This window comes from Nocardioides sp. Root1257 (genome assembly GCF_001425175.1).
Lineage (GTDB): Bacteria > Actinomycetota > Actinomycetes > Propionibacteriales > Nocardioidaceae > Nocardioides.
Genome location: NZ_LMDV01000008.1, coordinates 754357 through 780395, shown reverse-complemented (window position 1 = coordinate 780395; position 26039 = coordinate 754357). Strand labels below are relative to the sequence as shown.

Below are 26039 nucleotides of genomic sequence, written 5' to 3'. Positions count from 1 at the left end.
GGTCGGCCGCTGAGCTCAGCGTCGAACGGTCTTCGTCAGGACGGCGAACGCGACCAGCCGGTCGTCGGTGTGGAACAGCTCGGAGCAGGTCGTCATCGTCAGCAGCCGCTCGCCCGGGTCCTGCGGTGGCATGGGGCCCTGGGGGTCGGGGTTGGTCGGCAGCGGGTCGACCACCCAGGTGGTGTCGAACGGCACGGTCAACGCATCCCCGGCGGTGACGAGCTCGTAGGTGTACGTCGCGCCCGCGGTCTCGACCACGACCTGATCCCCCACCTCCAGGTCCGGCATGTCGCGCAGCGGCTCGCCGTGGGTCACTCGGTGTGCGGCGAGCGCGTAGTTCCCGACCTGGCCCGGACCTGCGGAGCCGTCGAAGTGACCGAAGCCGGCGGCGAGTGCCGTGTCCGAGGTGCCCTCCAGCACCGGCATCTCGTAGTCGGCGCCGAAGCGAGGGATCCGCACGACGGCCTCGGCGTCACCGTACGAGGTGCGCACCCGCTCCTGTCCCGATTCCCAGCCGCGCTCGAGACGGTCGACGACCTCGGCCTGGTGGCGGTGCGACACCCAGTTCGTGCCGACGTACTGCCAGGCGATGTAGCCGAGCAGCAGGGCCCCCGCCGCCATCAGCGCGACGCCGGTGCCGAGCAACCACCGCCATCGGCGCCGCTTGCTGACAGGGCGGGGCCCGTCGGTCACCTCAGTGGTCGACACGGCGACGCCGCAGGGCCGCGACGGTCAGGGCCGCGCCGCCCAGGAGCAGACCCAGCGCCAGCCCGAGCAGCCACGGCGGCACCTCGGACCCGGTGCCGGGCAGGCCACCGCCGCCGCCGCCGTTCCCGCAGCTGGTCGTCACCTCGACCGGGATGGCGACGTCCACCACGCCGCCGCGTCCGTCCGCGACCTGGTAGCGGACCGTGAAGTCCTCGTCGCCGGTGGTCGACACGACGAGCCTGCCGTTGGCGTCGAGGCTCGCGGCCACGTCGGCGGGCACGTCGATGGAGCCCTTTACGACCCGCAACCGGTCACCGTTGACATCGGTCACGAAGGCGAACGGGTCGATCCGCACGCTGCCGTCGCACTCGACCGAGATGCCGGCGCCGGCTGCTCCGCCGCCGTCGAACGTCGGCACGTCGTTCTGGAACACCGCGAAGTCGGCGTCCAGCTGCGGGTCGTCGGTCAGCGTCAGCCGCGTGACGGTCGGGTCGCCGCCGTCGAGGTCGGAGATCGGCGCGTCCGGCGCCTTGATCGTGTCGCCGTCGAGAGTGACGACGTACTTGCCGGGCGCAAGACCGCTGACCAGGTAGAACGGGTCGTCGCCGGTCGGCGCGCCGCCGTAGCGGGCGGCCCGCGCGGAGGCGACCGGCGGGTTGCCGGTCCGCTGCGAGATCGACACGTCGTCGCCGCCGCCCGCGACGCCGTCCGGCCCGAGGTAGGTGACGGTGACCCGGGCGCCGGAGACAGCCTCCTCGTCGGCCTGGCGTACGCCGTCGCGGTTGGTGTCACGCCAGACCAGGTCGCCGATCTCCGAGTCGCCGACGTAGCCGAAGTCCTGGTCGAGGTTGCTCGCCCCGCCGGCCAGCGTGAGCGCCGAGGTCGAGTCGTCGCCGCCGTCGGGGTCGAACGTCGGGGTGACGCCGGCCGGCAGGTCGGCCTGGGTGATCGAGACGCGGTAGTCACCCGCCGGCAGGCCGGTGAACAGGTAGCCGCCGTCGGCATCGGTCTGCTGCGTCAGCCGCCCGTCGTCCCCGTTGCCGAAGACGCCGTCGAAGCCCGCCCAGTCCAACGTCACACGCACCCCGGCGAGGCCCGGCTCGTCGGGGTCCTGGACGCCGTCGCCGTTGAGGTCCCACCAGACGAAGTCGCCGATCCGACCCTCGCCGGCGTACCCGAAGTCGACGTCGCGCGCGTCCTCCGCCTGCGCGAGGACCCGCTGCGCGGTGTGCGGGGTGCTGATGCCGTCGAGGTCGTACGCCGGCACGACGCCAGCGGGCAGGCTGCCCGGGTCGACCGTGCCCCGGTAGCGGCCGGGCGGCAGGTTCTCCGCGAGGTAGAGGCCGTTGGCATTGGTCGTGTACGTCCCGAGGTCGACGTTGTCGGCGGTGGTCGACAGGTCGCCGTCGAAGCCGGCCCACGTCACGTCGACGTCGGCGCCGGGGATGCGCGGCTCGCCGTCGTCGACGGTCCCGTTGCGGTTGAAGTCGAGCCACACCGTGTCGCCGAGTGACCCGGTGCCGGCCAGGCCGAAGTCGAAGTCGAGGTCGTCGGCGGTCACCGTCGCGATGCCGACGCCGTCGAGGGCGCCCTCGCGGTCGAAGCTGACACGCAACGTCGAGGCAGGTGCTCCGAGCAACGCAGCGCGGATCCGGCCGTCGGGCACGTTGTCGAGGCTCCAGCCGCCGTCCGCGCCGGTCTGCGGGGTGCCGAGCACGACGTCGTCCGCGGTCCCGAGCGTGTCGTCGGGCCCGGCCCAGGTGACCCGCACCCGCTGTCCGGGCACGCCCGGCTCGCCCGGGGCGCCAGGAGTGCGCGGTCCGTCGCCGTCGCCGTTGACGTCCAGCCAGACCATGTCGCCGATCTCGTGCGTGCCCACGTAGCCGAAGTCGACGTCGCGGGCGTCCTCGCCCGCGGCGAGGGTGCGGACCGCCGTGTGCGGCGTACCGATCCCGTCCAGGTCGTACGTCGGGGTCAGGCCGCCGGGCAGGGTGCCGGGATCGACGGTCACCCGGACCTGGCCGGCCGGCAGGTGGTCGACGAGGTAGGTGCCGTCACTGCCTGTCGTCACGCTCACCGTGACGTCGTCCCCGCCACCGAAGGCGCCGTCGAAGCCCCACCAGGTGACGTCCAGGTCGACGTCGGGAAGGCCGGGCTCGCCGGCGTCCTGGGTGCCGTCGCTGTCGGTGTCGAACCACACCGTGTCGCCGACGCTGCCGGTGCCGGTGTAGCCGAAGTCGACGTCGGTCGCGTCCTCGTTCGCCGCGAGCGTCCGGGTCGCCACGCCGTTCGGCGGTGGGGACAGGTCGTACGACGCGGTCAGGCCGGCGGGCACACCCGAGGTCACGGAGGCCCGGAAGGGACCGGCGGGCAGGTCCTCGAAGAGGTAGCCACCGTTGGGGCCGGTGACCTGGGTGCCGTAGTCGACGTTGTCGGCCGTCGTAGCGAGGCTGCCGTCGGGGCCGCTCCAGGTCAGCTGGACGGTGACGCCCGGGATGCCCGGCTCGCCGGCGTCCTGCGTGCCGTCGTCGTCGACGTCGTACCAGACCGTGTCGCCGAGCGACCCCGTGCCGGCATAGCCGAAGTCCTGGTCGAGGTTCGTCTCGTTCTCGGCGAGCGTCAGCTCCGACGTGCTGTCGTTGCCGCCGTCCGGGTCGCCGGTGTTGGTCAGCCCGGCGGGCAAGGTGCTCGTGTCGACGGTGACGCGGTAGTCGCCGGCCGGGACCAGGTTCGGCGGAGGCACGGTGGCGTCGTTGGTGGAGTACTTCCCGTCGGCGTCGGTCGTGCGGTTGAAGACCGCGTCGTCCCCGTCGCCGAACGTCCCGTTCGGTCCGGCCCACCTCACCGCGACGTCGACGTCGGGGATGCCGGGCTCGTCGGGGTCCTGCACGCCGTCGGCGTCGACGTCCAGCCAGATCGTGTCGCCGATCTCGCCGCCGGCGAGGTCGACGTACCCGTGCGCCGTGTCCCCGGTGTAGGCGCGCACGTCCGGGTTGCCGGCACGGTCCGCCGCGACGAGGCCGTAGTAGGTCCCGACGGTGGCCGTGTTGTCGAAGTCGGCACCCGGGTCGAGCGTGTGGTCGTCGAGGTAGTCCTCGGGCACCAGCAGCTGGTAGGTGATCACGATCGTCTGGCCCGGGAAGATCGTCGGGATCTCGAACCCGAGGCAGGAGTCACCCGTCCCCAGGGTGCGATCCACGGCCTCGTAGCCGTCGCCGCTGGTGACTGTCGCGACCTCGAGCCCCGGGGTGTCCGTGCAGCCGGAGGTGTGCGAGCTGTCGGGCTCGTCCTGGACGGGGACGTCGTACGCCGTCCGGTCGCTGTCGTTGGTGATCCGCAGCTCGTAGGTGATGGTGCCGCCCACGACGCCGATCGCCGGGTCGGCCGGCGTGGTCGGGCCCATCCCGGTCGCCGGCGTCGCCACGCGCTTCGTCAGGGTGAGGTGCGGCTCCGCGATGTCGACCGTGGCCGGGTCGGTGAGGGTGTCCGCCCCGCCGTTGAAGGACAGGGTCGCGGTGTTGGTGAGGGTGTCGCCGTCGTACGTGCCGTTCGGCTGGGGAGCGGTCAGGTTCCGCACCCGGACGGCGTAGGTGATCTCGACGATGCGGGTGAACGGGCTCGCCTCGATGGTGCCGAGCTCCCAGGTCGGGGTGGTCGTCGTCCCGGTGCCGTTGTCCTCCGGGGTCGTGAAGTCGGCGATGTCGTCGGCGTCGCAGTTCGTGCAGTGGGCGCTGACGGTGCGGAGGTACGTCGTGGTGTTGGTGCCGCCCACCGGGGCGAGGTCGTCGGAGATCGTCGTCGCGCCGTAGTTGAGCCCGGCGAAGAAGGTCGCCGTGACGGTGTAGCGCGCCTCGTCGCCGATCGTCGTGACGAACGTGTCGGCGACCTTGTCGAACTGGGGACCGGCGACCCTGAGCGTCACCGAGTCGGTGTCCTCGTAGCCGGGGCAGGTCGCCGGCGAGCAGCCCGAGCCGGCAGTCCGCTCCCCTGCGGGCGACCCGGCGAGCGAGGTCGTCGTGACGTCGGCGTCGTTGGTGAACGTCGAGTTCGCCGTCAAGGGGCTCTGCAGTCGCACCGTGAAGGTCAGGGTCGTCGAGGCGCCCGGCGCGAGCGAGGCGATGTCCCACTCGATCGTGCTGCCGCTGACCGAGCCGCCGCCGGCGTCGACGATGGCGGCGTACGGGATGTCGCCGAGGTCGTCGACCACGTGGACGTCGTGAGCGGTCGACACCTGGGTGCCGTTGTTGTTGGTGACGAGCAGGTTGTAGGTGACGTTGCTGCCCGGCTGCACGACATCGGTCGCCGTCGACGTCTTCACGATGCTGATGTCGGGCTCGACGACCTGGGTGCTCACGGACCCGGTCGCGTTGCCGGTGACCGACGGGTCCGGGCCGGTGCCGTCGTCGTCGAACTCGTACTCGACCGTCGCCGTGTTGGTGACGCTGCCGGGCCGCACGTTCGCGGGCACGTCGTCGACCACGGCGTCGAAGGTGATCCGGATGCAGTAGTCCACCCCGGTCGGCTCGAAGGGCCCGGGATCGTTGTAGTCGAGTCCGTTGCCGGACTCGAGGCCGGTGCCGTCGACGGGGGCGCCGTACGTGCAGGGACTGCCCGGCGCGACCTCGTTGACCGCGATCAGCGTCGAGTCGTCCACGAGGGTCTGGCCGGTGCCGGCCAGGTTGTCGACGAGGTGGTAAGCGTCGACCACGGTGCCGTCGGGTTGGCGGCTCTCCAGCGTGTAGTGGACGACCTCGCCGATCGTCGCCTGGTCGGCTGCTGCGTTGCCGGGCTCGGTGACGTCGGTCGTGCGGGTCTTGGTCAGCGTGATGCCGGGGCTGTAGACGTCCGCTGTGTCGTCGGCCGGGTCGGTGTTGGCGTCCGGGTTGCGCGACGGGTCGATGTTGTCGCGGGGCACGTACTCGAACGTCGCGCCCCCCTGGTTGGTGTCCGAGTGGTACTCGACGATGCCGGCGTGGTTGGTCCACTGGGTCGCCAGCGGCGCGGTGTCGACGGCCCAGGTGTAGTGCAGGACCACGTCGGCACCAGGAGCGATGGTCGGGATGATCCAGGTGATCCGGTCGTCGGGCACGCAGGTGCCCGAGTCGGCGGCGGGCACATCGATCTGGGCGCAGGTGGCGTCCAGGCCGGGGTTGGTCACGTTGCGCGGCAGCAGGTCCCACACGGACACGTCGTGGGCGGCCCGCGTCCCGTCGTTGTGGACCGTGACCGCGTACGTCACCTCGTCGCCGGCGACTGCGTTGCGCAGCGGGTCCGCGTCGTACGGCGTGCCGTTGATCTCGCCGATGGTCTTGTCGAGCGTCAGGTGCGCCTCGGAGAACTCCACGCCCGCGGTGTCGGGCTGGACGAACACCTCGCCGTTGGTGTTCTGGAAGGAGAACCGGGCGCTGTTGGTCAGGGTGTCGCCGGAGGTGCCGACGTCGGGAACGGTGTCCGGCGTGGTGTCGTCCGTGACCACGGCCGCGAACACCACCTGGGCGGTCCGGGCCGGGCGCAGCGTGTCGCCCGGGAGGAGTCGCCAGTCGAGCCGCTGCCCGGTGGCCGGGGTGCCGCTGGCGCCGCCGAACAGGACCTCCGCCGGGAGCACCTCGTTCTCCGTGCCGGGCGCGTTCGACCCGGCCTCGTACGCCATGCCCGGCGGCAGGAAGTCGACCAGGGACACGTCGCGGGTGTTGAGCAGGTCGGGCGCCTTCGCCGTCAGGCGGAAGCAGACCCGGTCGCCCGGTCCTACGCCCGCGGCGACGTCCGGGTCCCAGGACACGGCCGAGCCGTCGCCGCACTCCTCGCCGTCCGCCGGCACGCCGACGTCCTTGCGGAAGGTGATCGCGGTGCCCGACTGGTCGGCGCTGGTGTCGTCGGTGACCGGGTTCTGGTCGAAGCCGGCCGGACGGTCGGGCCCGAGCGGTCCGAACGTGGTCACGTCGGCGTCGAGGTCGGCGGTGTTGGTCCAGCTGTCGTTGGCTGAGACCGGGTGACCCTTGCCCGGGTAGTTGGTGAGGGCCAGCGTGCTGAACGTGATCTGGTCGTTCACGTTCGGGCCGAAGGAGCCAGCGAGGTCCCAGGTCAGCTCGGTCTCCCCGGTGCTCGGGTCGTAGGCGGTCGAGCTGTACGCCGGGTTGGGCGGCGGCGCCGTGGTGCTCGCGCACTCCGGGTCGGAGCTGAGGATGGGGCAGGTCCCGTCGGGTGTGGTGTCGCTGACGCTCAGGCCCGAGACACCACCGGCGGTGACGTACTCCGACGTGCGCAGGTGCAGCGTCCACGTCGAGATGCCGCCCTGCTGGATCGTCGGGGTGTCGACGGTCTTGTAGACCGACAGGTCCATCGCGCGGACGGTCTCCTGGGCGTCGACGACGGTGGTCGCGCCCTGGAAGTCGGTGCTCGCCCGGGCGTAGTTGGTGTAGGGCTTGCCGTCGTCGGGGTTGGCGCCACCCTGGGTGGTGAGGGCACCGGTGTTGTTGTCGAGGTTGGACGCCTGGTTGCCCGACGCCGGCGTCGGCGCGGTCCCCGGCCAGGCCAGGGTGTTCTCTCGCTGAGGGATGCCGGCGACGTACGCCATCGAGATCGTGGTGTCCGGCGGGATCGTGTTGCTGCCGCCGGGCAGGATCGTCGAAAAGTCCCAGACCACGTGGGTGTAGACCCCGGCAGGCACACCGGGAGGGACGGACGACGTGGTCTCGACGGACGTCGGCTCGTAGCACGTCACACCGCCGAGCGCCGGTGCGTTGCCCGGGTTGAGCGGCCCCGACCCGGGGTACTCCTCACCGGCGGAGTTGTCCTCGGTGCCGCAGCCCAGGAACTCCAGACCCGCTGGGATCCAGTCCTCGAGCGTGGTGACGCCGACCCCGCCCTGGCTGCCGGTCCTGCCCGTGAGGGTGAAGACCGTCTGGTGGTCGTGGACACCACGCATCAGCTCGCCCTCGGGCGAGGGCTCCGACTTGGTGAGCAGGACCGGCACCAGAACGGTCGACCCCGCGGTGTCGAGCACCGAGGAGATGCCCGCGCCGCTCGGCGGGACGACCGTGACGGGGTCCGTGCTCCCGCTCGCCTGGAAGTGGGGCACCGTGGCGTCGTCGTCGCTGTAGTAGGTGTCGACCGGGGCGTTGATCGTCTCGCCGACCTCCCACAGGTCGTCGCCGGAGCCCAGGTCGTGCTGGAGCGAGTAGTGGAAGCGGTAGACGATGCCCGCGCGGAGGTCGACCAGGTTCTCCCAGGCCACCACGGTGTCCACGACGTTCCCGGCGGCGTCGGTCTCGACGATCGTGCTAGCCGGCGCCTGGTCGGACGACGACACGGAGACACCCGGGGGAAGGGTGACGGAGAACGCGATGTTGAAGGCGGTCGAGTCCCCGGAGTTCTGGAAGGTCACCTCGACCGGCGTCTCCGACCCGATCAGGGTCTGGCCCGGGATGCTCTGGCTGACCTGGACGCTCGCGGCGGCCTCGGCGGACGGCGTGAGCGACTGCGGCAGCGGGACGACCGCCAGCACCGAGGCGACCAGGGCCGCGACCGCGAGCACGCTCACGCGAGCACGACGAGGACGACCGTGGAGTCGGGCCCGAGCGCCCGGCGTACGCAGCATTCCCGCATGGTAAGCACGATCAGGGCGCCCTGACTGGCCCGATGCGGGTGAACTTGCCAGGCGTCGCGTCCACCTCGCCCGAGACGCAGAACCGCCCCCGCGGCATCGCTGCCGGCGGGGGCGGTCCTGGTGCTGGTGGAGCTGAGGGGATTCGAACCCCTGACCTTCTCAAGGCGAGCTGGCTGCCGCGATGTTCGCGCGAATCTCGACCAATCTCGACGAGATCCGCTCTGACCTGGGCAAACATCCGTCATCGGTGCTTGTTTCGCTTCGAGATTACCTCGCCTGCTCGCCTTTTCTCGCCGCAGTTCGGCCCCAATTAGCGGAGTAAGCGCGGAGCGGCTCTGTGTTCGAGCCCGGTGGTCGCAACGGCTCTACTGGGTGCTGTCACCGGGCGCGGCGTCGACGCGGTCGAGCATCTCAGTGAGGTGCTGCCGCAGCTGCTCTCGATGTTGGGTTGCCATCTGCTGTAGTTGAGCGACCTCTTCGTTGACGCGGTTGCGGAGCTCGGTCGTTGCCTCCCGAACCCGGTACTCCTCGACACGAGCGTCGTTCGTCGTCTGCGCAGCCGTCTCCCGGGCCGACGACACCAGGCGTTCGGCTTCCGCCTTGGCGGCGCGCACGAGCTCGGCGGACTCTTCGCGGGCGGCGGCCACGATGGACGCAGCCTCGTCCCGTGCTTCGGAGCGCCACTGGTCGGTCTCACGTGCGGTCATCGCCAGCAAGCGAGCCGCCGCCTGGGAACCGTCCTGGCCGTCGTCCGCGCGGCTCCGGGGCGGCGGGAAGGACCTGTTGGCGCCGGCGTCTTCGCCGATGTTCGAAGTCCGGTCTCCGTACGTGCTTGCGTTGTTGCTCATGACCTTCTCCCGAGTTTGGTCAGCGTCCGATCGACTGGGGCTGCGCATTTCCGTTGGACAAGGCTGCCCTTTCGTCTGAGTTTTCGGCAATCGGTACTGCTGTGCGTGGTGGTTTGGTGGACGAGATGGAACGAACGGCGGAAGTCGGACCGGGTCAACGGTGCAGCGCGTTGCTTGTCGGGCCGGGTGCTACCGGTCCCGCTGACTGCACCCGACGGCGAGACCGGTAGTCGCCCTGGCCAGGAGGCATATCGGGCGAGTTGTCGTCCGTGTCGTCGGGCGACAGACCTTCGACAGGACGGCACCGGCGACTCGAGGAGGGAGGGGAATCGTGTCGGCCGGTGCATTTGCAGCCGCAGGCGACCCAGGCTCGGGTCTCTGTGCCGCCAGCGGCTCGGGGAGTCTAGGAAGAACGGCCTAGTGACTGACGGGTAGGAGAGATACCTCATAGGGCCTCGAGGCGTCCGATAGAACAAGTTCATTCGACGCCCACCGGTCTGGACCAAAGAACTTCCTTCGAGGCGACCAGCTGCCAACGCACCCTGCGCATCTGGGCCGAAGTGCGGCCACGGCCGGCGATCGACGGCAGGTAATGCGAGCTGTCTTAGTGCTAGGGGCAAGGGTCGCCCGGGTGCCGATCGGCTAGGGATGGGCTGGCCGGCGCATGACCCACGCCAATAGACACCTAACTCCCCTCGAAGCCGCCAGCTTGAACGAGAACTTCACGACATGATGGCCGCCATGAAGGACGCACTCCCGGGATCGACCTCCGGCGCCTCGATCGGGGTGGGGCTCGCCAAAGCGGCGTTGCGCTTGGTCGGAGGAGCCGATCTCGCCGACGCCATCGCTGACCTGACCGGGATCGACCGAAAGGGCATAGCGCGGCTGGTCAGGAAGCAACGCGCACGTTTCGAGTCCCAGCAAGGTCACGAATACGAGTGGCATGGGTCGATCGATGAGCGAGAAGCGATCGAAATTGAGCTTGTACGTTGCTTCTCCGAGGCCGCCCGCCTGCGAACGACCGGCGGCGCGAACGTTCCACTCAGCGCATTGATGGGGAGCGAGGAGCTAGCGGACCTCATCGAAAGCTTCCTACGTGACCCAGAATGGACCGGCTGGTCCGCCCAGGCTCCAAGCTACTTCAACGGCTTGGCCGAAGCGGTGTCGCAGTTCGTGGTCGACTGGTACACCCAAACGACGGCGGGCCAGTCGATCGCGACCCAGGCTGGAGTGAGCCAGCTCCTTCGCGGCCAGAGGACGATTGCCGAGCAGTTAGCACAGCTGACCAATCAGGGCGATGGGCTGGCCCCGCCGAGCGTTGCCCACGAGGAGATGCGCCCTCAAACCTCGCTGCAAGGACTCAATGTCACGCTCTGCCAAGACACACCACATGATGCATCCGCGGCGCAGCTTCGAACTCTTCGACGATGGACGCAATGGGCGCGCTGGGTGCTGCAGCACCACGGCATCAATGTCGGTACCGAGGGATTCCATCAGCTTGCAGCGGCGAAGGTCATGATCGGCGCCGAGGAAACCAGCACCATTCCCGATGCAGACACCACCACGTCGACCGATGAGCAAGAAGACTCCACCCCGGTCGGCACTACCGACTCGAGCGCCTCTACGACCGATGAGGTAGCGGTGTTACTCGGGTCGGACGGCAGCGTCACTATCGACGGCCGCACCGTCTCGAGCGACGAAGCAGCGAATGCACTCCTGCTCGGCGTGTCGCAGAAGCTGGGCGTGCAACTCAACCTCGCCCGCGCGTCGTTGACCTACGACCCAGCGTGCACCTCAGTGCCACGACTTCAACGGCTGAGTAACCAAGCGCTTCGCGAGGCAGGCCACGTCGGCGCGAGCACGTTCGACGAGGTCGAGGGCCCCAGTCTCTACGTTCGGCGGGACCTCGAAGACAAGGTCCTAAGGGAGCTGGAAACTCGGGACCTAGTGGTTATCAGCGGCGAGGCCGGTACCGGCAAGACCTCCCTACTCTGGGGACTCGCGAACCGGCTAATCGGCGCCGGGAAGAACCACGACACGTACTTCATCAAAGCTTCGTACCTGACAGCGCCAGACGACGGGGGGCAGGCCCTTGTCACCGTCGACAACCTCACCCATGCAATCACAGAACGCGCAGCGCACGCCGAGGCCAGCGTCCTCATCGACACCGCAGACCTCCTGGTCAACGACGAGTCGCTCTTCGACAACTTCATGAATCTCGTCGAGGCACTCCGCCTTGCTGGCACACGAGTGATCATCACGTCGCGTCCGTCTGAGGCTGCGCTCATAGCAACCGGGACCGACGCACCACTCACCCTGAGCGCATACTCGCTCACGCCTCGAGTGGGCCAACACGAGAGCGAGTTCGTGCGGGCCGTCCGAAGCCACGCTCTTGCCTATTGCCGCGCGCCCGGCGAGACCAGTGAACTGGCCGAACAGCTCCTTACCTCAGCAATCCGTCAACAACCGCTAGGCGAAATGGCCAAGCTCCCGCTCGCCCTCCGCATGCTTTTCGAGCTCTACGCGCCGTCGACCGTTCCGGTAACCATCAGCGCCACGACGTTGTACCAGCGCTACTGGACCGACCGTGTCATGACCGACCGCCGAACATGGACGCCTAAGGGACACCACGTCGGGCACGATCTAACTGGTGCGTGCCTGACGCTGGCGGCAGGAATGCTCAGAGCAGGAGTTCCAGAGGTCCGACTGGCATCTGCGCAGATCCTCAACTTCCCGCAACCAGTCCGTCAGGAAGATGTCGACGAGCTATGCGGCCGGGGCGTCGGATCCATGACCCAGCAAGGCGCCTTCCGGTTCTTTCACCAGACCTTCTTTGAGTTCGCAGCTGCGCTGTTGTTGCTGGACCACGAAGGTGGGCTCACTGCGGCCATCACGCGGTCCAACGAGAAGCCAGACGACTATTTTCTTGCGGCTGTGGTCGAGCAAGCCTGGGTCCTGGGGTGGCTGCGTGCCGAGCGAGCCGCGGAAGCCTCGATTGCCGCCCAGCGCGAACTCGCGACGCCCTCGACCTTACTGAATAGCAAGCGGTGCATCCTCGTGCTGGCCCAGGTGCCTGTCCCAGACGAGCTAGCGGCCGTCTTGCAGGAACGGCTAGCGGACGGCGGACTTTCACTCGCGAGGGACTATTTCAAGCAGATCCCGCGACCCGGACTTCCGTGGCAGCCTATCGACACTGACCTCCTAACGAACCTCCACTCGCAGTCAGGCAACGCCGGACGCGATCTCGTCATCGACGTTCTACGGAGACAGACCGCACTTGATCCCGCCGTCGGGATGACGGTCACCCAGGCGATAGCGCACGCGAGCGGTCGCACCTTCTTCGATGACGAAGGCATTGACCGAATAGAGGTCAGAGAGCTGGTCGGCGCACTCGTAAGGCATGAACCGTTACGCACTCTAGAGCTACTGGACGCATTCGGCGCAGGCAAGACCTTCGCCAAAGGATCCACGCGCATGGCTCGGCTCTTCGAGGCGATCGCTCAAGACGCCAGCGTCCACTCACCATCGGTCGCAGCCTGGGCCGACGACAAGACCATGAACACAACTGGCCGAGCAGATACGACTGTCGTCCCCGCCCTTGCTCGGCTACAGGAACTAGCAATGAGGTCCAACTGGACTGGTGAAACCGGCGCTCGGTCGCTCACTCGCCTTGAGGCGATACTCGATCAGATATCCAGCTCGGGAATCGCAAGTACGTCACAGGTCGCGTGGGTGTGGGCGCTTGTCCAGCACCTCACGCGTATCGACGCGCCCGAGCTACTTCTCCAAGTGCTCGACAGAATGCTGACGGTCAATGCTCCCGAACTGCACGAGCAATTGCACCACGGACTGCTCATCGCCCCCCTGAACCAGTTCGCTCAGATCGAGAGTCGGCTCGCACAAGTTCTCATCGACGGACTCCCTGCGTCCCGACGTTCGCCAGCGACGCTGGAACAACGCTGGGCCGATACAGTTCGCAGAACCCTGTGCCGCCCCGATGTCGAGGCCGAGCCGCTGGTAACAACGGCGGCCCAGGCCGCCGAGGGCCTGCCAGGTACGCCAGCCGAAGAGCTCTGGCTCACTCGGGACCATCTCCTCTGGCCCCTTCTAGCCCTAGCCAACGCTGGACACACGACAACCTTGGGCCTCCTGAAGAGGTTGACCACTGGAGAGTTCCGGCTTGACGAGGCAGACGAACGGATCATCGTGCAGCAGGGACAGACGTTGAACGCTGCCCGGCCGGGAACCCAAGACGTCCTGAAGTTCCTCATATCGCGATCGGCGTTTGTTGAACTCTTCCAACTCATCGACCGAATCCCAGATCTGCCGTGGAACGAGGACGCCGCTGCCGACCTCAAAGACCAACTTCTCCAGGCAAGTTCCACCGGCTCATGGAAGGAACGCTGTCGCGCAATGCGTTTGCTGGTCGCCGCGGTTCAAAGCCGCCTAGTTCCAGCGCCGCCCTGGGCACGAATCCGCGAGCTCACGACCGCGGCGGACGCCAACTTCAGGTCCGAGCTGTCATTCCTCATCGCAGGCGAGGCGATACGAGGGACCTATCCCCCCGACCTTGCTGCAGACATGCTCGCGCCCTGGTGGAACGCATCACCCGTCGACAAACACGCACCCCTCCGGCTCAACTACATTCGGCTGCTTGCCGGAACCGGCAACGCGTCCACCATCACCGCGGCGGTTGAAACGGCGTTCCACGATCCGGTCGATGGAGGCAAGGTGACCGAGCTCGTCGGCTACCTCAACCCGTCCGCAGACCGCGCGCACATCTCCGTTGATGACAAGCTTGGGCTTATCGCAACCGTTGGTCGCCGGCTGACCGTTCCAGGTACGCCGCGAAGCGCCCGCCGTGACGTGCCAGCCGCCTGGCGTGAAGTCATGGGCCGCGTTTTCCACTCCGCGTCAACTCCGCAACTGGTCAGCCTCGTCGAAGCGATACCTGGTTTGGACGACCCCTTTGCGATCGCGGTACTCAGGCGACTTCCGGCCCGTCCTGCCGCCGCCCTACGGGCAGCCCTCGCGACACTTCGAGACTTGGAGACAACCGCGCCCGACGTCGCTATCGCAGTTGCCGCGGTGATGGCCCGCATGTCAACGGCAACCCTCTCGACCGGTTGGCCGCAACTTTACGATGATCTGGTCGATTCCGACCCCCGCCACAGAGTGCCAGGAGGCGACCGCAACTAGACAAGCGATCAACCTCCGTCGACCGTCCGCAGGTGCGAGCACGCCAAGAGTCGCAGCAACGATGAGACCCAGCGGGCCGGTGCCGTCCCAAGGTCGACCGGGTTCTGCGTCGCTGGGCTCGACGCCAACACGCACCCTCATCGGCCATGAGCAGATGATTGGAGTTGCGCCGACGCACGGTTAGACGTGGTCGCTGTCGCGGCGAAAAGACCCGGCCGGTCGATCCCGGGGTTTGACCAAAGACTGTGGCTTGTTCGGGACTCAAGGCTCGCGGCGCCCCCAGGTTGCAACCTGGCCCGGCTCTTGGCGGCAGCGCAGTGCCAGTTCGCCTTGGAAGACGTGGTCGACGCCGCGCGCGGTGACCTGCCAAGTGGCGGTGACCTCGGTGATCATCGGGTGGTGTCCGTCGGGGGTTGCGTCGGGGTGCTCGTGGAGGTCTTCGTCGGTGAATGCCGCAAACTCCTCGTCGGCCTTGCTCCGCCCACGCGGCGGTAGATCGCCGACGAACCACGACACGACGTACTCGTCGTCCAACTGCCCGACATCGACGTTGAGCGCGGGGAGGTCAGGCAGGATCGGATTGACCCGAGGCAAGATGTAGTCGCCAAGGGCGTACGGCTTGAGGTCGCCGTACTTCGCTGGCTTGTCGGGCAGCATCTCAAACGGACGGAACTGGCCCCCATGGTCGCAGTAGTCGGTGTCTGATGCCATGAGCACGGTGGCGACAGATGGGAACGTGATTGTCACCCGCACGTTCTCCAAGTAGCGGTCCGACTCGTTCTCGATCATAAACGTGCCGTGCTCCAAGGTGTGGCGCAGGAACTCAGTGACGACGCGGTGCAGTGCCTCCCTGCAGGCGTACCGCCACTCCTCGACGTCGTCGCGAAAGCGGTCGGGGGAGCGCTTGTCCCCACGCGTCGCCGTCTGCTCAAGGATGGCCTGTACGCCCACGCTGTAGGGGCCGCGCGCAACCGGCTCCGGGATTCCGTCCAGTAACTCGTCGGCGACTTCCTCCACCATGCCTTCGATAAGCTCGTGCACGTTGGACCTGCTCGTTCGGTCGAAGGCGCCTAAGTAAGTCACACGCACTTGGGCACCGGTGTGCGGCGCCCGAGAGCGCCGCAGCTCCAGCTGCGCCAGATCAAAACTCGTTGCGTGACGGGTCTGGCCGGGCACCCGCACGAGCACATCACCGTCGCGGACCCCGAGGCCCGACGCGTGGTCCGAGTACTCCTTGCGGCATGCGTGGATTCGGTCGCCCCACTGCGGCGGGTCGATGATCACAGCTAGAACCAGGCCGCTCGGGTGGTCGATGAATTGGTGATCCCATCGGGGCCCGTCTTCGCCGACGTATGGCTCAACTGCGTCGCGCAGGATTGCCCCGTCGACCTGCTCGGCGCCGACCACGACCTGTTGGTCGATGCCCACAAGCACGACGCTGTACCCACCCAGATGCCTCTCTGCAGCATCTGGCATCCGATTAGCCATGGCGAGGATCGCGCGGCTAAGGACGACAGCGGAGCGCTTGCGGTCTTGGCGCTCGTTGAACGGGAGTGTCCCCTTCAGCTCGAGGTAGTCCACCTCCGAGAGATCGCCCAGCGCCAACGCGTGGTCGGCCAGGGCAAGCCACCCGGCGGTTCCGGGTGGCAGTCTCGAAAGGTCTACGTCCATGAGTCGATTGTTCACGAGCGCACCTACACTTCAGGGACGCCCGGTCGCTATGCGCGAAAATCGAGCTCGAGGAGCGCTTTCGTCGGCTTCCGCTGAGCGGCGTCAAGACGCGTGCCGAAGAGCGGACGGATGCGGCTTGACGGTGCGCCTCAGTGCACGCGCGCAGAGGCGACCGTCGCCGCTCTGCAAGAACGCGCTCACAGCGCTGCTCCGCGGTCGTGCTTGATCCGTTCGACGCTCAGCGTGGGCGAAGCAGCTCATGTCCTTCTATGAGTTCGAGGGCATGCGCGCCTATGTCTACGAGTGTCGGCAAGTGAGCGATTGTGGGTCTGGGGGAACGGAAACTGGTCTCATCTGGCCGCTACCCATCTCTCCGAAGCCCTGCCCGGAACCCAGGGTTGTGGCATCGTCCCGGTCATGTACGGCGACCATCTCGTGGCAAGTCTCCTTCTGGACGAGCGAAATCCTCGTTTCGATGGAGAAGCGTCAAGTCAGCGGGACGCTGTCAACCGGCTCCTCGCGGACGCGCCCCGGAAGCTTGAAAAGCTCGCCGAGGACATCTCGACTCAGACCTCCATCAACCCGACTGAACTCCCGGTTTTAGTCGAGGAAGATGGGCAACTAGTAGTCATTGAGGGGAATCGCCGGCTGGCCGCACTCAAACTTCTGCGTAACCCCGATCTGGCCGAGGACAAGTCGACCGTTGCACGTTTTCGAAAGATCGCTGAGCGAGGTTTCGGCCCGGAGAGCGTTCACTGCTATCAGGCCGAAAACCGAGATGCTGCGAGACACTGGCTGGAGCTCCGGCACACCGGCGAGAACGAAGGCGTTGGTGTGGTCGAGTGGCAGACCTGGCAATCCAACAACTTTCGACGTCGCCCGGGGTCACAGGCTGACCGAGCCGACATCTTCTGTTCGGCCGTGGCATCAGACTTTCCCGACGAGCCGGAACTCCTCGCTGACATCGAGACGGTCAAGCGCGAGCGCCTGACCACACTTGGGCGCCTCGTAGCCGACCCCGACGTGCGCCAGAACTTCGGATTCGATTTCGTCGAGGACGGCGTCGAGTTCCACTTTGACCGGGAACACATTCTCGACGGAGTGCGCAAAATCTTCGGCGACCTCGCGGGCCAGGTCGGGGTCTCGCAGATCAAGAGCAAGGCTCAGCGAGCTGAGTACATCAAAAAGGCGGCCGAGTCACGGACGCTCCCACCTCGTGAACAGCGCCGCGAGGCTCCCCGGGCCGCTGGCGCGCCGGGAGACCGAGTGCAACCGGCTTCTGAATCGGCGGGCGGTCCCGGACCGACGATGCGGAGGAGTATGCCGCGCGAAGAGACCGCGATCTTCAAGGGCCTGAAATTGAGGTACGTCGATCTACGGACTTCTAAGTTCCTCGAGCAGGCACAGAAGGTCGACCTTGTCTCGTCGGCGGCGATCGCGGCTGTAGCGCTACGGGTCGTCATCGAACTCACCGTTACCGAGGCCGTCGTTCGACTTGGACTGGGTCAGGAGGGGGACAAACTCCGTGCAAAGATCGCGGTCGTGCTGAGGAAATTGGACCCGCAGATCGTTGATCCGATGAAGGCCGACCCTGAACTGAAACAAGCGTGGATCCGCAGCCAGGACGCCACCGCGGGAGTGGCGGTACAGGCCATGAACTCCTTCGTTCACAACGTCATGGCTCATCCGACCGTCGGCGAGGTGCGGGAGCTCAGCCGCACCTTCCGGCCCTTGCTGGAACGGACCGACGCGCTGCTAGCCCAGGCACCTGACAAGTGAGATATCTCAGTCCTCTCCGCTACCCCGGGGGCAAGGGACGCCTCGCCCCCTTCATCGCCGAGCTCATCCGGTCCCAGGCGCCTCGTCCTCGCGAGTATGCCGAGCCGTTTGCAGGTGGCGCTGGAGCGGCACTCCGACTGCTAATTGACGAGCATGTCAGAGCCGTTCACATCAACGACCTCAACCCAGGCATTGCGGCGCTATGGCGGTGCGTGTTCTTCGAGACCGAAGCATTCGTGTCGAGGATTGAACGAGATGATGTCACCTTAGAGAACTGGCATCGGCAACGCGAGATCTACGAAGCCGGCGGCGAGGACGATGATTTGGACCTCGGATTCGCCACGTTCTTCCTAAACCGCTGCAACAGATCAGGGATTCTGTCCGCACGACCCATTGGCGGGTTGGAGCAAACCGGACGCTGGAAGATCGACGCCAGATTCAACCGAGAAAGCCTGGCTCAGCGAGTCCGATTCCTGTCGCAGTACCGCGATCGCGTCCGAGTGACGCAGCTCGACGCTCGAGACTTCATAGGTCGTCTTGAAGCCGACAAAGTAGACCCGCTCGTGTACGTAGACCCGCCATATCTCATTCAGGGAGACGGCCTGTACATGGACTCCTTGAGCGCCCACGATCACGCGGACTTGGCGGCGCGGCTGTCCAAGACGGACCTTCGTTGGTTCCTGACCTACGACACGCACGAACGGGTCACGACCGAGTTGTACGAGGGCCTCCGAACGGTGCAGTTCAATATCGCTCACACTGCTCAGGTTCAGCACGTTGGCACTGAGTACGCGGTGTTCAGCCACGCGCTGCAACTACCCAAGCTCGATCTCCTGCCGAATGGACAAACGCGATGGGTTGGCTAGTCGAAGGTCTGAGGTTGTCTCGCTGGGCCCTCTTCCCTCGGCGCTAGTCCTAGGGTATCCGTTACGCAACCCTGTGGTTGCTCCGCTTGGCCTTGACCCTCTTTAGCGACTTCTTTGCCGGAACCTTGGGCTCTGGACGAAGGCGGGTAATGAACGTCTCAATGAGATCAAGATCGTCATCGTTGAGATCATCCAGGGCGGCGGCGATCTTCTGAACTCGGGGAGACACATCGCTGTCCGGCTTCACGCCGTACCAGTCAGCGGCGATCATCGTCGCGACCTGGTCGGCCGTGGTGCCAAAGAGAGCCGCGATGCCAGGGATCGCTTCGGGGGTCGGTGGCCCGACCCGGGTGGTTCCTGGACCCCTCCATGCTCCATGCATGGTCAGGTTCCGCCACCAGGCGTGCGATCTCGCCGATTGCGATTCAACCTGCATCCGCGCGTAGTCGAAGCCGTACCGACGCGCAACTAGGCATGCTTCGTCCTGAAAGGGAGTGCTACTCATAATGTGATCCTACACAAATATTGTGAGAAGACAAAGGAAAGTTTGCACTGGAGCTCGGAAGAAGGTCTGCACTGAGGCACCCCGTCCTGGGATGCCGGACCCCGTGCCCGGCGACGGCGCCATTGGCTCACCCAGGCGTGCTTCGTCCGGCAAGAACTTGCGCGCGAGAGGAGGTGCCGTCGCTGTCCAGCCTCCGGGCTAGAACGTGTCTCAGTTGGGCGGTAGTGCATCGTCAACCCTGCTAGCCGCACGCGGCCGGCCGGAGATCGGGAGCTACGACAGGAGGTGACGTGGCCGGCACTGACTATGACGCCCCTCGGGTGAAGCCCGAGGAGCAGGCACCGGACGAAGCGCTTGAGGAAGCGCGGGCCAAAGTTGCCCCCAAGGGCGACAAGGTCGACGACGAGCCGAACCTGGACGACGGTGTCACTCTGCCCGGCGCCGACCTCTCGGGCGTCGAGCTCGAGGTCGAGGTCGCACCGGAGCGAGCCGACGAGTTCACCTGCATGAGCTGCTTCTTGATCAACCACCGGTCGCAACTCGCGGCGGGATCACCTGACCACTGCCTCGACTGCGCATAGGTCGGGTTCAGACGCCCAGAGCACTCAGGCCGGCCAGCGCCGAGTGATACACGAGAGTGATACACGAAGCCCCGGAATTGGCGTCAAGTAGCGGAGCCGGGCGATACAAAACGGTGCCGATTGACGCTAGTTTGAGCGTGAATCGCCTCCGAGGGCGAACCCATGAGCATCCGCGCCGTCACGTGGCACCAGTGGCACGCGGCGTACCCGACACTGAGCAGCACCGGCACGTTGCGGCGCCGCGCCTCCTCGAACGCGGCCGGCTCCCACTCCCACCAGTCGACCGGGTTGTCGGCGTGCTGGAGGAGGTACGGCGAGGTGGCGGTTGTGAGGCGGTTCGCCACGGGATCTCCTCCGGGTCGCGGGCGCTGTGCGGGGGCCGACGCCCAGCATCCCAGAGGCACCGAGCACCCGAGCCACCCGCTCGTCAGATTTAGTTGGATGTCCTAGTATTTGATTTAGTAGGACGTCCAACTAGTTTTCGAGGTACCCAGTGTCTGATCTGCACACGCCCGCGAACCCGGTCCGCCTGGTCACGGCGTCGAGCCTGTTCGACGGGCACGACGCGTCGATCAACATCATGCGACGGATCTTCCAGTCGCAGGGGTGCGAGGTCATCCACCTCGGTCACAACCGGTCCGTGCAGGAGGTCGTCGACGCCGCTCTCGAGGAGGACGTGCAGGGCGTCGCGGTGTCGTCGTACCAGGGCGGGCACATCGAGTACTTCGAGTACCTCGTCGAGTCGCTGCGCGCCCAGGGCGCCGACCACATCAAGGTCGTCGGCGGTGGCGGCGGTGTCATCGTGCACGAGGAGATCGAGCGGCTGCGCCGCTCCGGCGTCACCATCTTCTCCCCCGAGGACGGGCAGCGACTGGGCCTGGTCGGGATGATCAACTCGGTCGTCGCCGACTGCGACTTCGACCTGTGGTCCGGCAAGCAGGTGAGCGCCGAGCAGGTGATCAGCGGCGACCGCTTCGCGATCGCCCGGGCCATCACGGGCGCCGAGACCGGGTCGCTCCCCGCCGAGACCCTGGCCGCGATCAAGGACGCCGCGAGCCGGCACCACGCACCGGTCCTCGGCATCACCGGCACCGGCGGGTCGGGGAAGTCCTCGCTGACCGACGAGCTCGTCCGTCGCTTCCGCGTCGACCAGCAGGACAAGCTCCGGGTCGCGGTGATCGCGGTCGACCCGACCCGCCGTCGCGGCGGTGGTGCACTGCTGGGCGACCGGATCCGGATGAACTCCCTCGACGGCGACCGCGTGTTCTTCCGCAGCCTCGCGACGCGCGGCGCCCACGAGCTGCCCGACCACCTCGACGACGTCGTCGACACGGTCCGCGCCGCCGGCTTCGACCTGATCGTCGTGGAGACACCCGGCATCGGCCAGGGCGACGCGGCGATCGTGCCGTTCGTCGACGCGTCGATGTACGTGATGACGCCCGAGTTCGGCGCGGCCTCGCAGCTGGAGAAGATCGACATGCTCGACTTCGCCGACGTCGTGGCGATCAACAAGTTCGAGCGCCGCGGCGCCAAGGACGCCCTGCGCGACGTCGGCCGCCAGCTGGTCCGCAACCGCGAGGCGTTCGGCAAGCAGCCCGCGGACATGCCGGTCTTCGGCACGTCCGCGGCGACCTTCAACGACGACGGCGTGACGGCGCTCTACCAGCACCTGCGCGGCATCCTCACCGACAAGGGCATGACCTTCGGCGAGGGCGCGCTGCCCGAGGTCGACGTGCGCCACTCGTCCGGCATCCGCCAGGTGGTGCCCGGCGACCGGGTCCGTTACCTCGCGGAGATCACCGAGACCGTCCGCGACTACCACGCGGAGACCGAGCGGCTCGCCGAGGCGGCGAGCCGGGTGCAGCGGGTCGCCGCGGTGGCGGCCGAGCTGGACGGCAACGAGGAGGTCGGCGCCCTGCTGGAGAAGGCAGGCCTCGACCTGCCCCGCGAGACCGCGAAGCAGATCGAGCAGTGGCCCTCGGTGGTGGCGTCGTACTCCGGTGACGAGCAGGTCACCAAGGTCCGCGACCGCGAGATCACCACGAGGCTGACCCGCGAGTCGCTGAGCGGCAACAAGATCCCGCGCGTCTCGCTCCCACGGTTCACCGACCACGGCGAGCTGGTGCGGTTCTGGCGCCGCGAGAACCTGCCGGGCTACTTCCCCTTCACCGCCGGGGTGTTCCCGTTCAAGCGGGACGGCGAGGACCCGGCCCGGATGTTCGCCGGCGAGGGCGACCCCGCCCGCACCAACCGGCGCTTCAAGATCCTGTCCGCCGACGGCGACGCCAAGCGTCTCTCGACGGCGTTCGACTCCGTGACCCTCTACGGTCGCGACCCCGACGAGCGCCCCGACATCTACGGCAAGGTCGGCACCTCGGGCGTCAGCGTCGCGACCCTCGACGACATGAAGGTGCTCTACGACGGCTTCGACCTCGTCGCCCCGTCGACGTCGGTCTCGATGACGATCAACGGCCCGGCTCCCACGGTGCTGGCCTTCTTCCTCAACACGGTCATCGACCAGCAGGTCGACGCGTTCCGCGACAAGGAGGGCCGGGACCCGTCCGAGGAGGAGCGCGCGATGCTCGCGGCGTACGCCGTCGCCAACGTCCGCGGCACCGTGCAGGCCGACATCCTCAAGGAGGACCAGGGTCAGAACACCTGCCTCTTCTCCACCGAGTTCTCGCTGCGGTGCATGGCCGACATCCAGGAGTGGTTCATCCAGCAGCAGGTGCGCAACTTCTACTCGGTGAGCATCTCGGGCTACCACATCGCCGAGGCCGGTGCGAACCCCATCAGCCAGCTCGCCTTCACCCTCGCCAACGGGTTCACGTACGTCGAGTCCTACCTCGCCCGCGGCATGGACATCGACGACTTCGCGCCCAACCTGTCCTTCTTCTTCTCCAACGGCATGGACCCCGAGTACTCGGTCATCGGCCGGGTCGCGCGCCGGATCTGGGCGGTCGCGATGAAGGAGAAGTACGGCGCGAACGAGCGCTCGCAGAAGCTGAAGTACCACGTGCAGACCTCCGGTCGGTCCCTGCACGCGCAGGAGATGGACTTCAACGACATCCGCACCACCCTGCAGGCACTGATCGCGATCTACGACAACGCCAACAGCCTGCACACCAACGCCTACGACGAGGCCGTGACGACCCCGTCGGAGGAGTCGGTGCGCCGGGCGCTGGCGATCCAGCTGATCATCAACCGCGAGTGGGGCCTCGCGATGAACGAGAACCCGCTCCAGGGGTCGTTCATCATCGACGAGCTCACCGACCTCGTCGAGGCCGCCGTGCTCGCCGAGTTCGACGCGATCAGCGAGCGCGGCGGCGTGCTCGGCGCGATGGAGACCGGCTACCAGCGTGGCCGGATCCAGGACGAGTCGATGCTCTACGAGCACCGCAAGCACGACGGCAGCCTGCCGATCATCGGCGTCAACACGTTCCGCCGCAAGGACGCCGACGGCACCCCGCAGACCATCGAGCTCGCCCGCGCCACCGACGACGAGAAGCAGTCGCAGCTCGAACGCACCCACGCCTTCCAGAAGACCCACAGCACCGAGGCCGCCGAGGCGATCGCGCGCCTCAAGGAGGCGGCGATCACCGATCAGAACGTGTTCGCGGTGCTCATGGACGCTGCCCGGGTCTGCACCCTCGGCCAGGTCACCGAGGCGTTCTTCGAGGTCGGCGGCCAGTACCGACGCAACGTGTGACCGTGGCGGCACGAGACGACCTCGGGACGCCCCTCGCCCGCAGCGGCATCGCCGGTCGGGTCGTCTCGCTCGTGCCGTCGCTGACCGAGGCGATGGCGATGTCCCGCCCCGAGGCCCTCGTCGGGGTCACCGACTGGTGCTCGCACCCGCCCGGCCTGGACGCGGCGCGGGTCCGCGGGACCAAGAACCCCGACCTCCACAAGATCGCGCTGCTCGGACCCGACCTCGTCGTCGCCAACAAGGAGGAGAACCGCGAGCTCGACGTACGCCGGCTCCGAGCCGCCGGCATCCCGGTCTGGGTCACGGAGATCACGACCGTCCCCCAGGCGATCAGCTCGATCGGCCGGCTCTTCGACGACGCGCTCGGCTGGCCCCGGCCGGCCTGGCTGGGCGAGGCCGCCCGGCGGTGGTGCGGTCCGCTGCCACCGGTCACGGCCCGAGTCGTCGTCCCCATCTGGCGCGACCCGTGGATGGTCGTCGGCCGCGACACCTTCACCGGGGACCTGCTGCGGCGCCTGGGGTGGCAGAACGTCTTCGCCGAGAGCCCCGAGCGCTACCCGCACGTCGGCATCGACGAGCTGGACGGCGCCGGGGCCGACCTCGTCCTGCTGCCCGACGAGCCGTACGTCTTCTCGGCCGACGACGGGCCGGAGGCCTTCACGCGGACGCCCACGATGCTGGTGAGCGGCCGCGACATCACCTGGTACGGGCCCTCGCTCGTCGGGGCGGTGACCGAGCTCCACCTCGCCGACCTCTGACGTCCCGCCTCGGAACGGCGACGTCCCCGATGGTCAGCCGTCGTCTGCGACCCGCACGACGAGCGAGCCCGGCTGGAGGACGAACCGGACGGTGGACGCCTCGGTGAGCACGTCGCCGTCGACCTCGCACAGCTGAGGTGGATCGACGGTCAGCGTGATGTCGCCGCCCGCGGTCCGCTCGAGCGCGGGGCCGTCGTCACGGTTGGCCAGCACGCGCGCCGCGACACCGATCCACTGCGTGAGGCTCTCCGGGCCGACGGTCGCGACGTCGAGCTTGCCGTCGTCGAACAGCGCGTCGGGCAGCAGCACCATCCCGCCGGTGAGCTCGCCGCAGTTGCCGACCACGACGGTCCGCGCCTTGCGGGCCGCGGACGGCTCGCCGTCGACCACGAGGTCGAGGGAGAACGGCGGGTCGGTCAGGTGCTTGCCGCCGCTGGCGACGTAGGCCGCCCAGCCCACCTTGTCCTTCACACCCTCGGGTGCGTCGGCCATCATCTGGGCGTCGAAGCCGACTCCGGCCATGACGGTGAAGCAGTGCACGTTGTCGGCGGCGTCCGGGATGCCCTCGAGCTGGTCGGGGGTCGGGTCGAGCACCAGCCACCCGACGTCGATCGTGCGGTCCTGCCCGGCGAACGCCACGCGCGCGGCGTCCTCCAGCGGGTCGACCCGCCCGCCGACGTTGCGTGCCAGGAGGTTGCCGGTGCCGCCGGGCAGCAGTCCGATCGGGACGCCGGTGCCCACGAGCTCCTGCGCGACCGCGCGGACGGTCCCGTCGCCGCCGAGGGCGCACACGACGGTGGCACCGGCCTCCACCGCGTCCCGGGTCTGGCCGAAGCCGGGGTCGTCCTCGGTCGTCTCCACGATCGTCGGCCTGGGCGCGCCCGCCTCCTCGGCCACCTTCTCCAGCGTCTCGCGGACCTCGTCGACGTCGACCTTGGTCGGGTTGACGACGACGACGATCTCAGACGCGCGCATAGCGAGCCCGGGCGAACGAGTAGACGCCGTACGCCGCCAGGCCGAGCGCGATGCCGATCAGGATCACGGTGCCTGCGGGTAGGTCGCGCAGCGACTTCAGCGCCCCGTCCAGACCGGTGGTCTTCCCCAGGTGCTGCTGGAACGCGGCGGCGATGAAGAGCACGCCGACCGCGACGAGCGCGATGCCCTTGCCGATGTAGCCGACCCGGGCGGCCACGACCGCCCACTGGCCGGGGTGCTCCTGCAGGTCGTCGAGGAACTTCTTCTTCCACCCCTTGTAGACGTGGTAGAGCGCGACCCCGACGATGCCCAGGCCGAGCAGCCCGACCAGCACCCGCCCGGCAGGTGCCTCCATCAGCGTCCGCGTGAAGTCCTTGGTCTGCTTGTTGCTGGACGTGCGACCGCCGAGCGCGAACACGAAGCCGGTGTAGGCGAGCGCGGCGTACAGCACCGCCTTGCCCGCCGCCTTGGCCTTGTCGAAGGCCTCGCGGCCGGTGAGCACCTCGGTCACCTGCCACAGCGCGAGCAGGGTGAAGCCGATGGCCAGCACCCAGAGAAGGAACATCCCGAAGGGCTGCTGTGCCACGGTGCCCAGTGCTCCCGACTGGCTCGCCTGGCCGCCCTCGCCCAGCGCGATCTGGACGGTGAGCCACGCCAGCACGAGGTGGAGCACCCCGCTCGCGGCGTACCCCAGCCGAGCTCCCCACTCGACGACCTTGCTGTCCCCCGCCTGCGCGGCGGCTCCCTTGGCGGCAGTCGTGGCGCGTCCCACCTGCGCCGACATGTCCTGATTGGTCATGGTCTCCCTCATGTCTCCCGTCCCCGTAGGAAGAC

The 26039-nt window shown here is 67.7% G+C and carries 13 protein-coding genes and 1 pseudogene; 6 read left to right on the top strand and 8 right to left on the bottom strand.

The features are described 5' to 3' along the window. Positions 1-15 precede the first annotated feature (15 nt). The 3 genes from ASC77_RS11760 to ASC77_RS11750 all read right to left on the bottom strand — a co-directional run bounded on the left by ASC77_RS11760 (position 16) and on the right by ASC77_RS11750 (position 9162). The gene (locus tag ASC77_RS11760; protein WP_156391042.1) at positions 16-708 is read right to left on the bottom strand and encodes a class E sortase; all 693 of its coding nucleotides are present in this window, start codon (positions 706-708) and stop codon (positions 16-18) included. Then, positions 695-8248 (bottom strand): SdrD B-like domain-containing protein, encoded by a 7554-nt coding sequence (locus ASC77_RS11755; protein WP_056152559.1) that lies wholly within the window; start codon positions 8246-8248, stop codon positions 695-697. The genes ASC77_RS11760 and ASC77_RS11755 overlap by 14 nt, the downstream gene beginning before the upstream one ends. A 431-nt stretch (positions 8249-8679) precedes the next feature. Then, entirely contained in the window at positions 8680-9162 is a 483-nt protein-coding gene (locus ASC77_RS11750) for a hypothetical protein (RefSeq protein ID WP_056152556.1), read from the bottom strand. Positions 9163-9903: 741 nt separating this feature from the next. Between ASC77_RS11750 and ASC77_RS11745 the strand changes: the two genes are divergently transcribed. After that, the gene (locus tag ASC77_RS11745) at positions 9904-14361 is read left to right on the top strand and encodes a hypothetical protein (protein WP_156391041.1); all 4458 of its coding nucleotides are present in this window, start codon (positions 9904-9906) and stop codon (positions 14359-14361) included. Positions 14362-14622: 261 nt separating this feature from the next. Here the strand turns inward: ASC77_RS11745 and ASC77_RS11740 are convergent, their stop codons facing one another. Further along, entirely contained in the window at positions 14623-16047 is a 1425-nt protein-coding gene (locus ASC77_RS11740; protein ID WP_156391040.1) for a hypothetical protein, read from the bottom strand. A gap of 402 nt (positions 16048-16449) precedes the next feature. Between ASC77_RS11740 and ASC77_RS26610 the strand changes: the two genes are divergently transcribed. Next, positions 16450-17811, top strand: a complete 1362-nt coding sequence (locus ASC77_RS26610; RefSeq protein ID WP_156391039.1) for a hypothetical protein — start codon at positions 16450-16452, stop codon at positions 17809-17811. Beyond that, a complete protein-coding gene (locus ASC77_RS11730; protein ID WP_056152544.1) occupies positions 17808-18677 on the top strand; it encodes a DNA adenine methylase in 870 nt (289 codons plus the stop codon). Before ASC77_RS26610 ends, ASC77_RS11730 begins: the two co-directional genes overlap by 4 nt. A gap of 61 nt (positions 18678-18738) precedes the next feature. Here ASC77_RS11730 and ASC77_RS26605 read toward each other — a convergent pair whose 3' ends face one another. Next, on the bottom strand, positions 18739-19182 hold the full coding sequence (locus ASC77_RS26605) for a hypothetical protein (protein WP_156391038.1): 444 nt from the start codon (positions 19180-19182) through the stop codon (positions 18739-18741). A 290-nt stretch (positions 19183-19472) separates the two neighbouring features. On the opposite strand from ASC77_RS26605, the gene ASC77_RS11720 reads away from it, so the two are divergent. Beyond that, positions 19473-19763 (top strand): DUF4193 family protein, encoded by a 291-nt coding sequence (locus ASC77_RS11720; RefSeq protein ID WP_056152539.1) that lies wholly within the window; start codon positions 19473-19475, stop codon positions 19761-19763. A gap of 173 nt (positions 19764-19936) precedes the next feature. On the opposite strand, the pseudogene ASC77_RS11715 reads toward ASC77_RS11720, so the two are convergent. Then, a pseudogene (locus tag ASC77_RS11715) lies at positions 19937-20107 on the bottom strand (DUF255 domain-containing protein); the annotation flags it as partial. A 149-nt stretch (positions 20108-20256) separates the two neighbouring features. On the opposite strand from ASC77_RS11715, the gene icmF reads away from it, so the two are divergent. Further along, a complete protein-coding gene (icmF, locus tag ASC77_RS11710) occupies positions 20257-23472 on the top strand; it encodes a fused isobutyryl-CoA mutase/GTPase IcmF (RefSeq protein ID WP_056152534.1) in 3216 nt (1071 codons plus the stop codon). 2 nt (positions 23473-23474) lie between these two features. Then, positions 23475-24230 (top strand): helical backbone metal receptor, encoded by a 756-nt coding sequence (locus tag ASC77_RS11705; RefSeq protein WP_056154052.1) that lies wholly within the window; start codon positions 23475-23477, stop codon positions 24228-24230. 33 nt (positions 24231-24263) lie between these two features. Here ASC77_RS11705 and ASC77_RS11700 read toward each other — a convergent pair whose 3' ends face one another. Then, the gene (locus ASC77_RS11700; protein ID WP_056152531.1) at positions 24264-25205 is read right to left on the bottom strand and encodes a diacylglycerol/lipid kinase family protein; all 942 of its coding nucleotides are present in this window, start codon (positions 25203-25205) and stop codon (positions 24264-24266) included. Further along, on the bottom strand, positions 25192-26004 hold the full coding sequence (locus ASC77_RS11695) for a DUF1206 domain-containing protein (RefSeq protein WP_200944964.1): 813 nt from the start codon (positions 26002-26004) through the stop codon (positions 25192-25194). The genes ASC77_RS11700 and ASC77_RS11695 overlap by 14 nt, the downstream gene beginning before the upstream one ends. Between the last annotated feature and the right edge of the window lie 35 nt (positions 26005-26039).

Bases quoted from the DNA above. Each gene is read 5' to 3' on its own strand.
- ASC77_RS11695 (WP_200944964.1), bottom strand. From the start codon at position 26,004: ATGACCAATCAGGACATGTCGGCGCAGGTGGGACGCGCCACGACTGCC.
- ASC77_RS11750 (WP_056152556.1), bottom strand. From the start codon at position 9,162: ATGAGCAACAACGCAAGCACGTACGGAGACCGGACTTCGAACATCGGC.
- ASC77_RS11700 (WP_056152531.1), bottom strand. From the start codon at position 25,205: ATGCGCGCGTCTGAGATCGTCGTCGTCGTCAACCCGACCAAGGTCGAC.
- ASC77_RS26610 (WP_156391039.1), top strand. From the start codon at position 16,450: ATGTACGGCGACCATCTCGTGGCAAGTCTCCTTCTGGACGAGCGAAAT.
- ASC77_RS26605 (WP_156391038.1), bottom strand. From the start codon at position 19,182: ATGAGTAGCACTCCCTTTCAGGACGAAGCATGCCTAGTTGCGCGTCGG.
- ASC77_RS11745 (WP_156391041.1), top strand. From the start codon at position 9,904: ATGAAGGACGCACTCCCGGGATCGACCTCCGGCGCCTCGATCGGGGTG.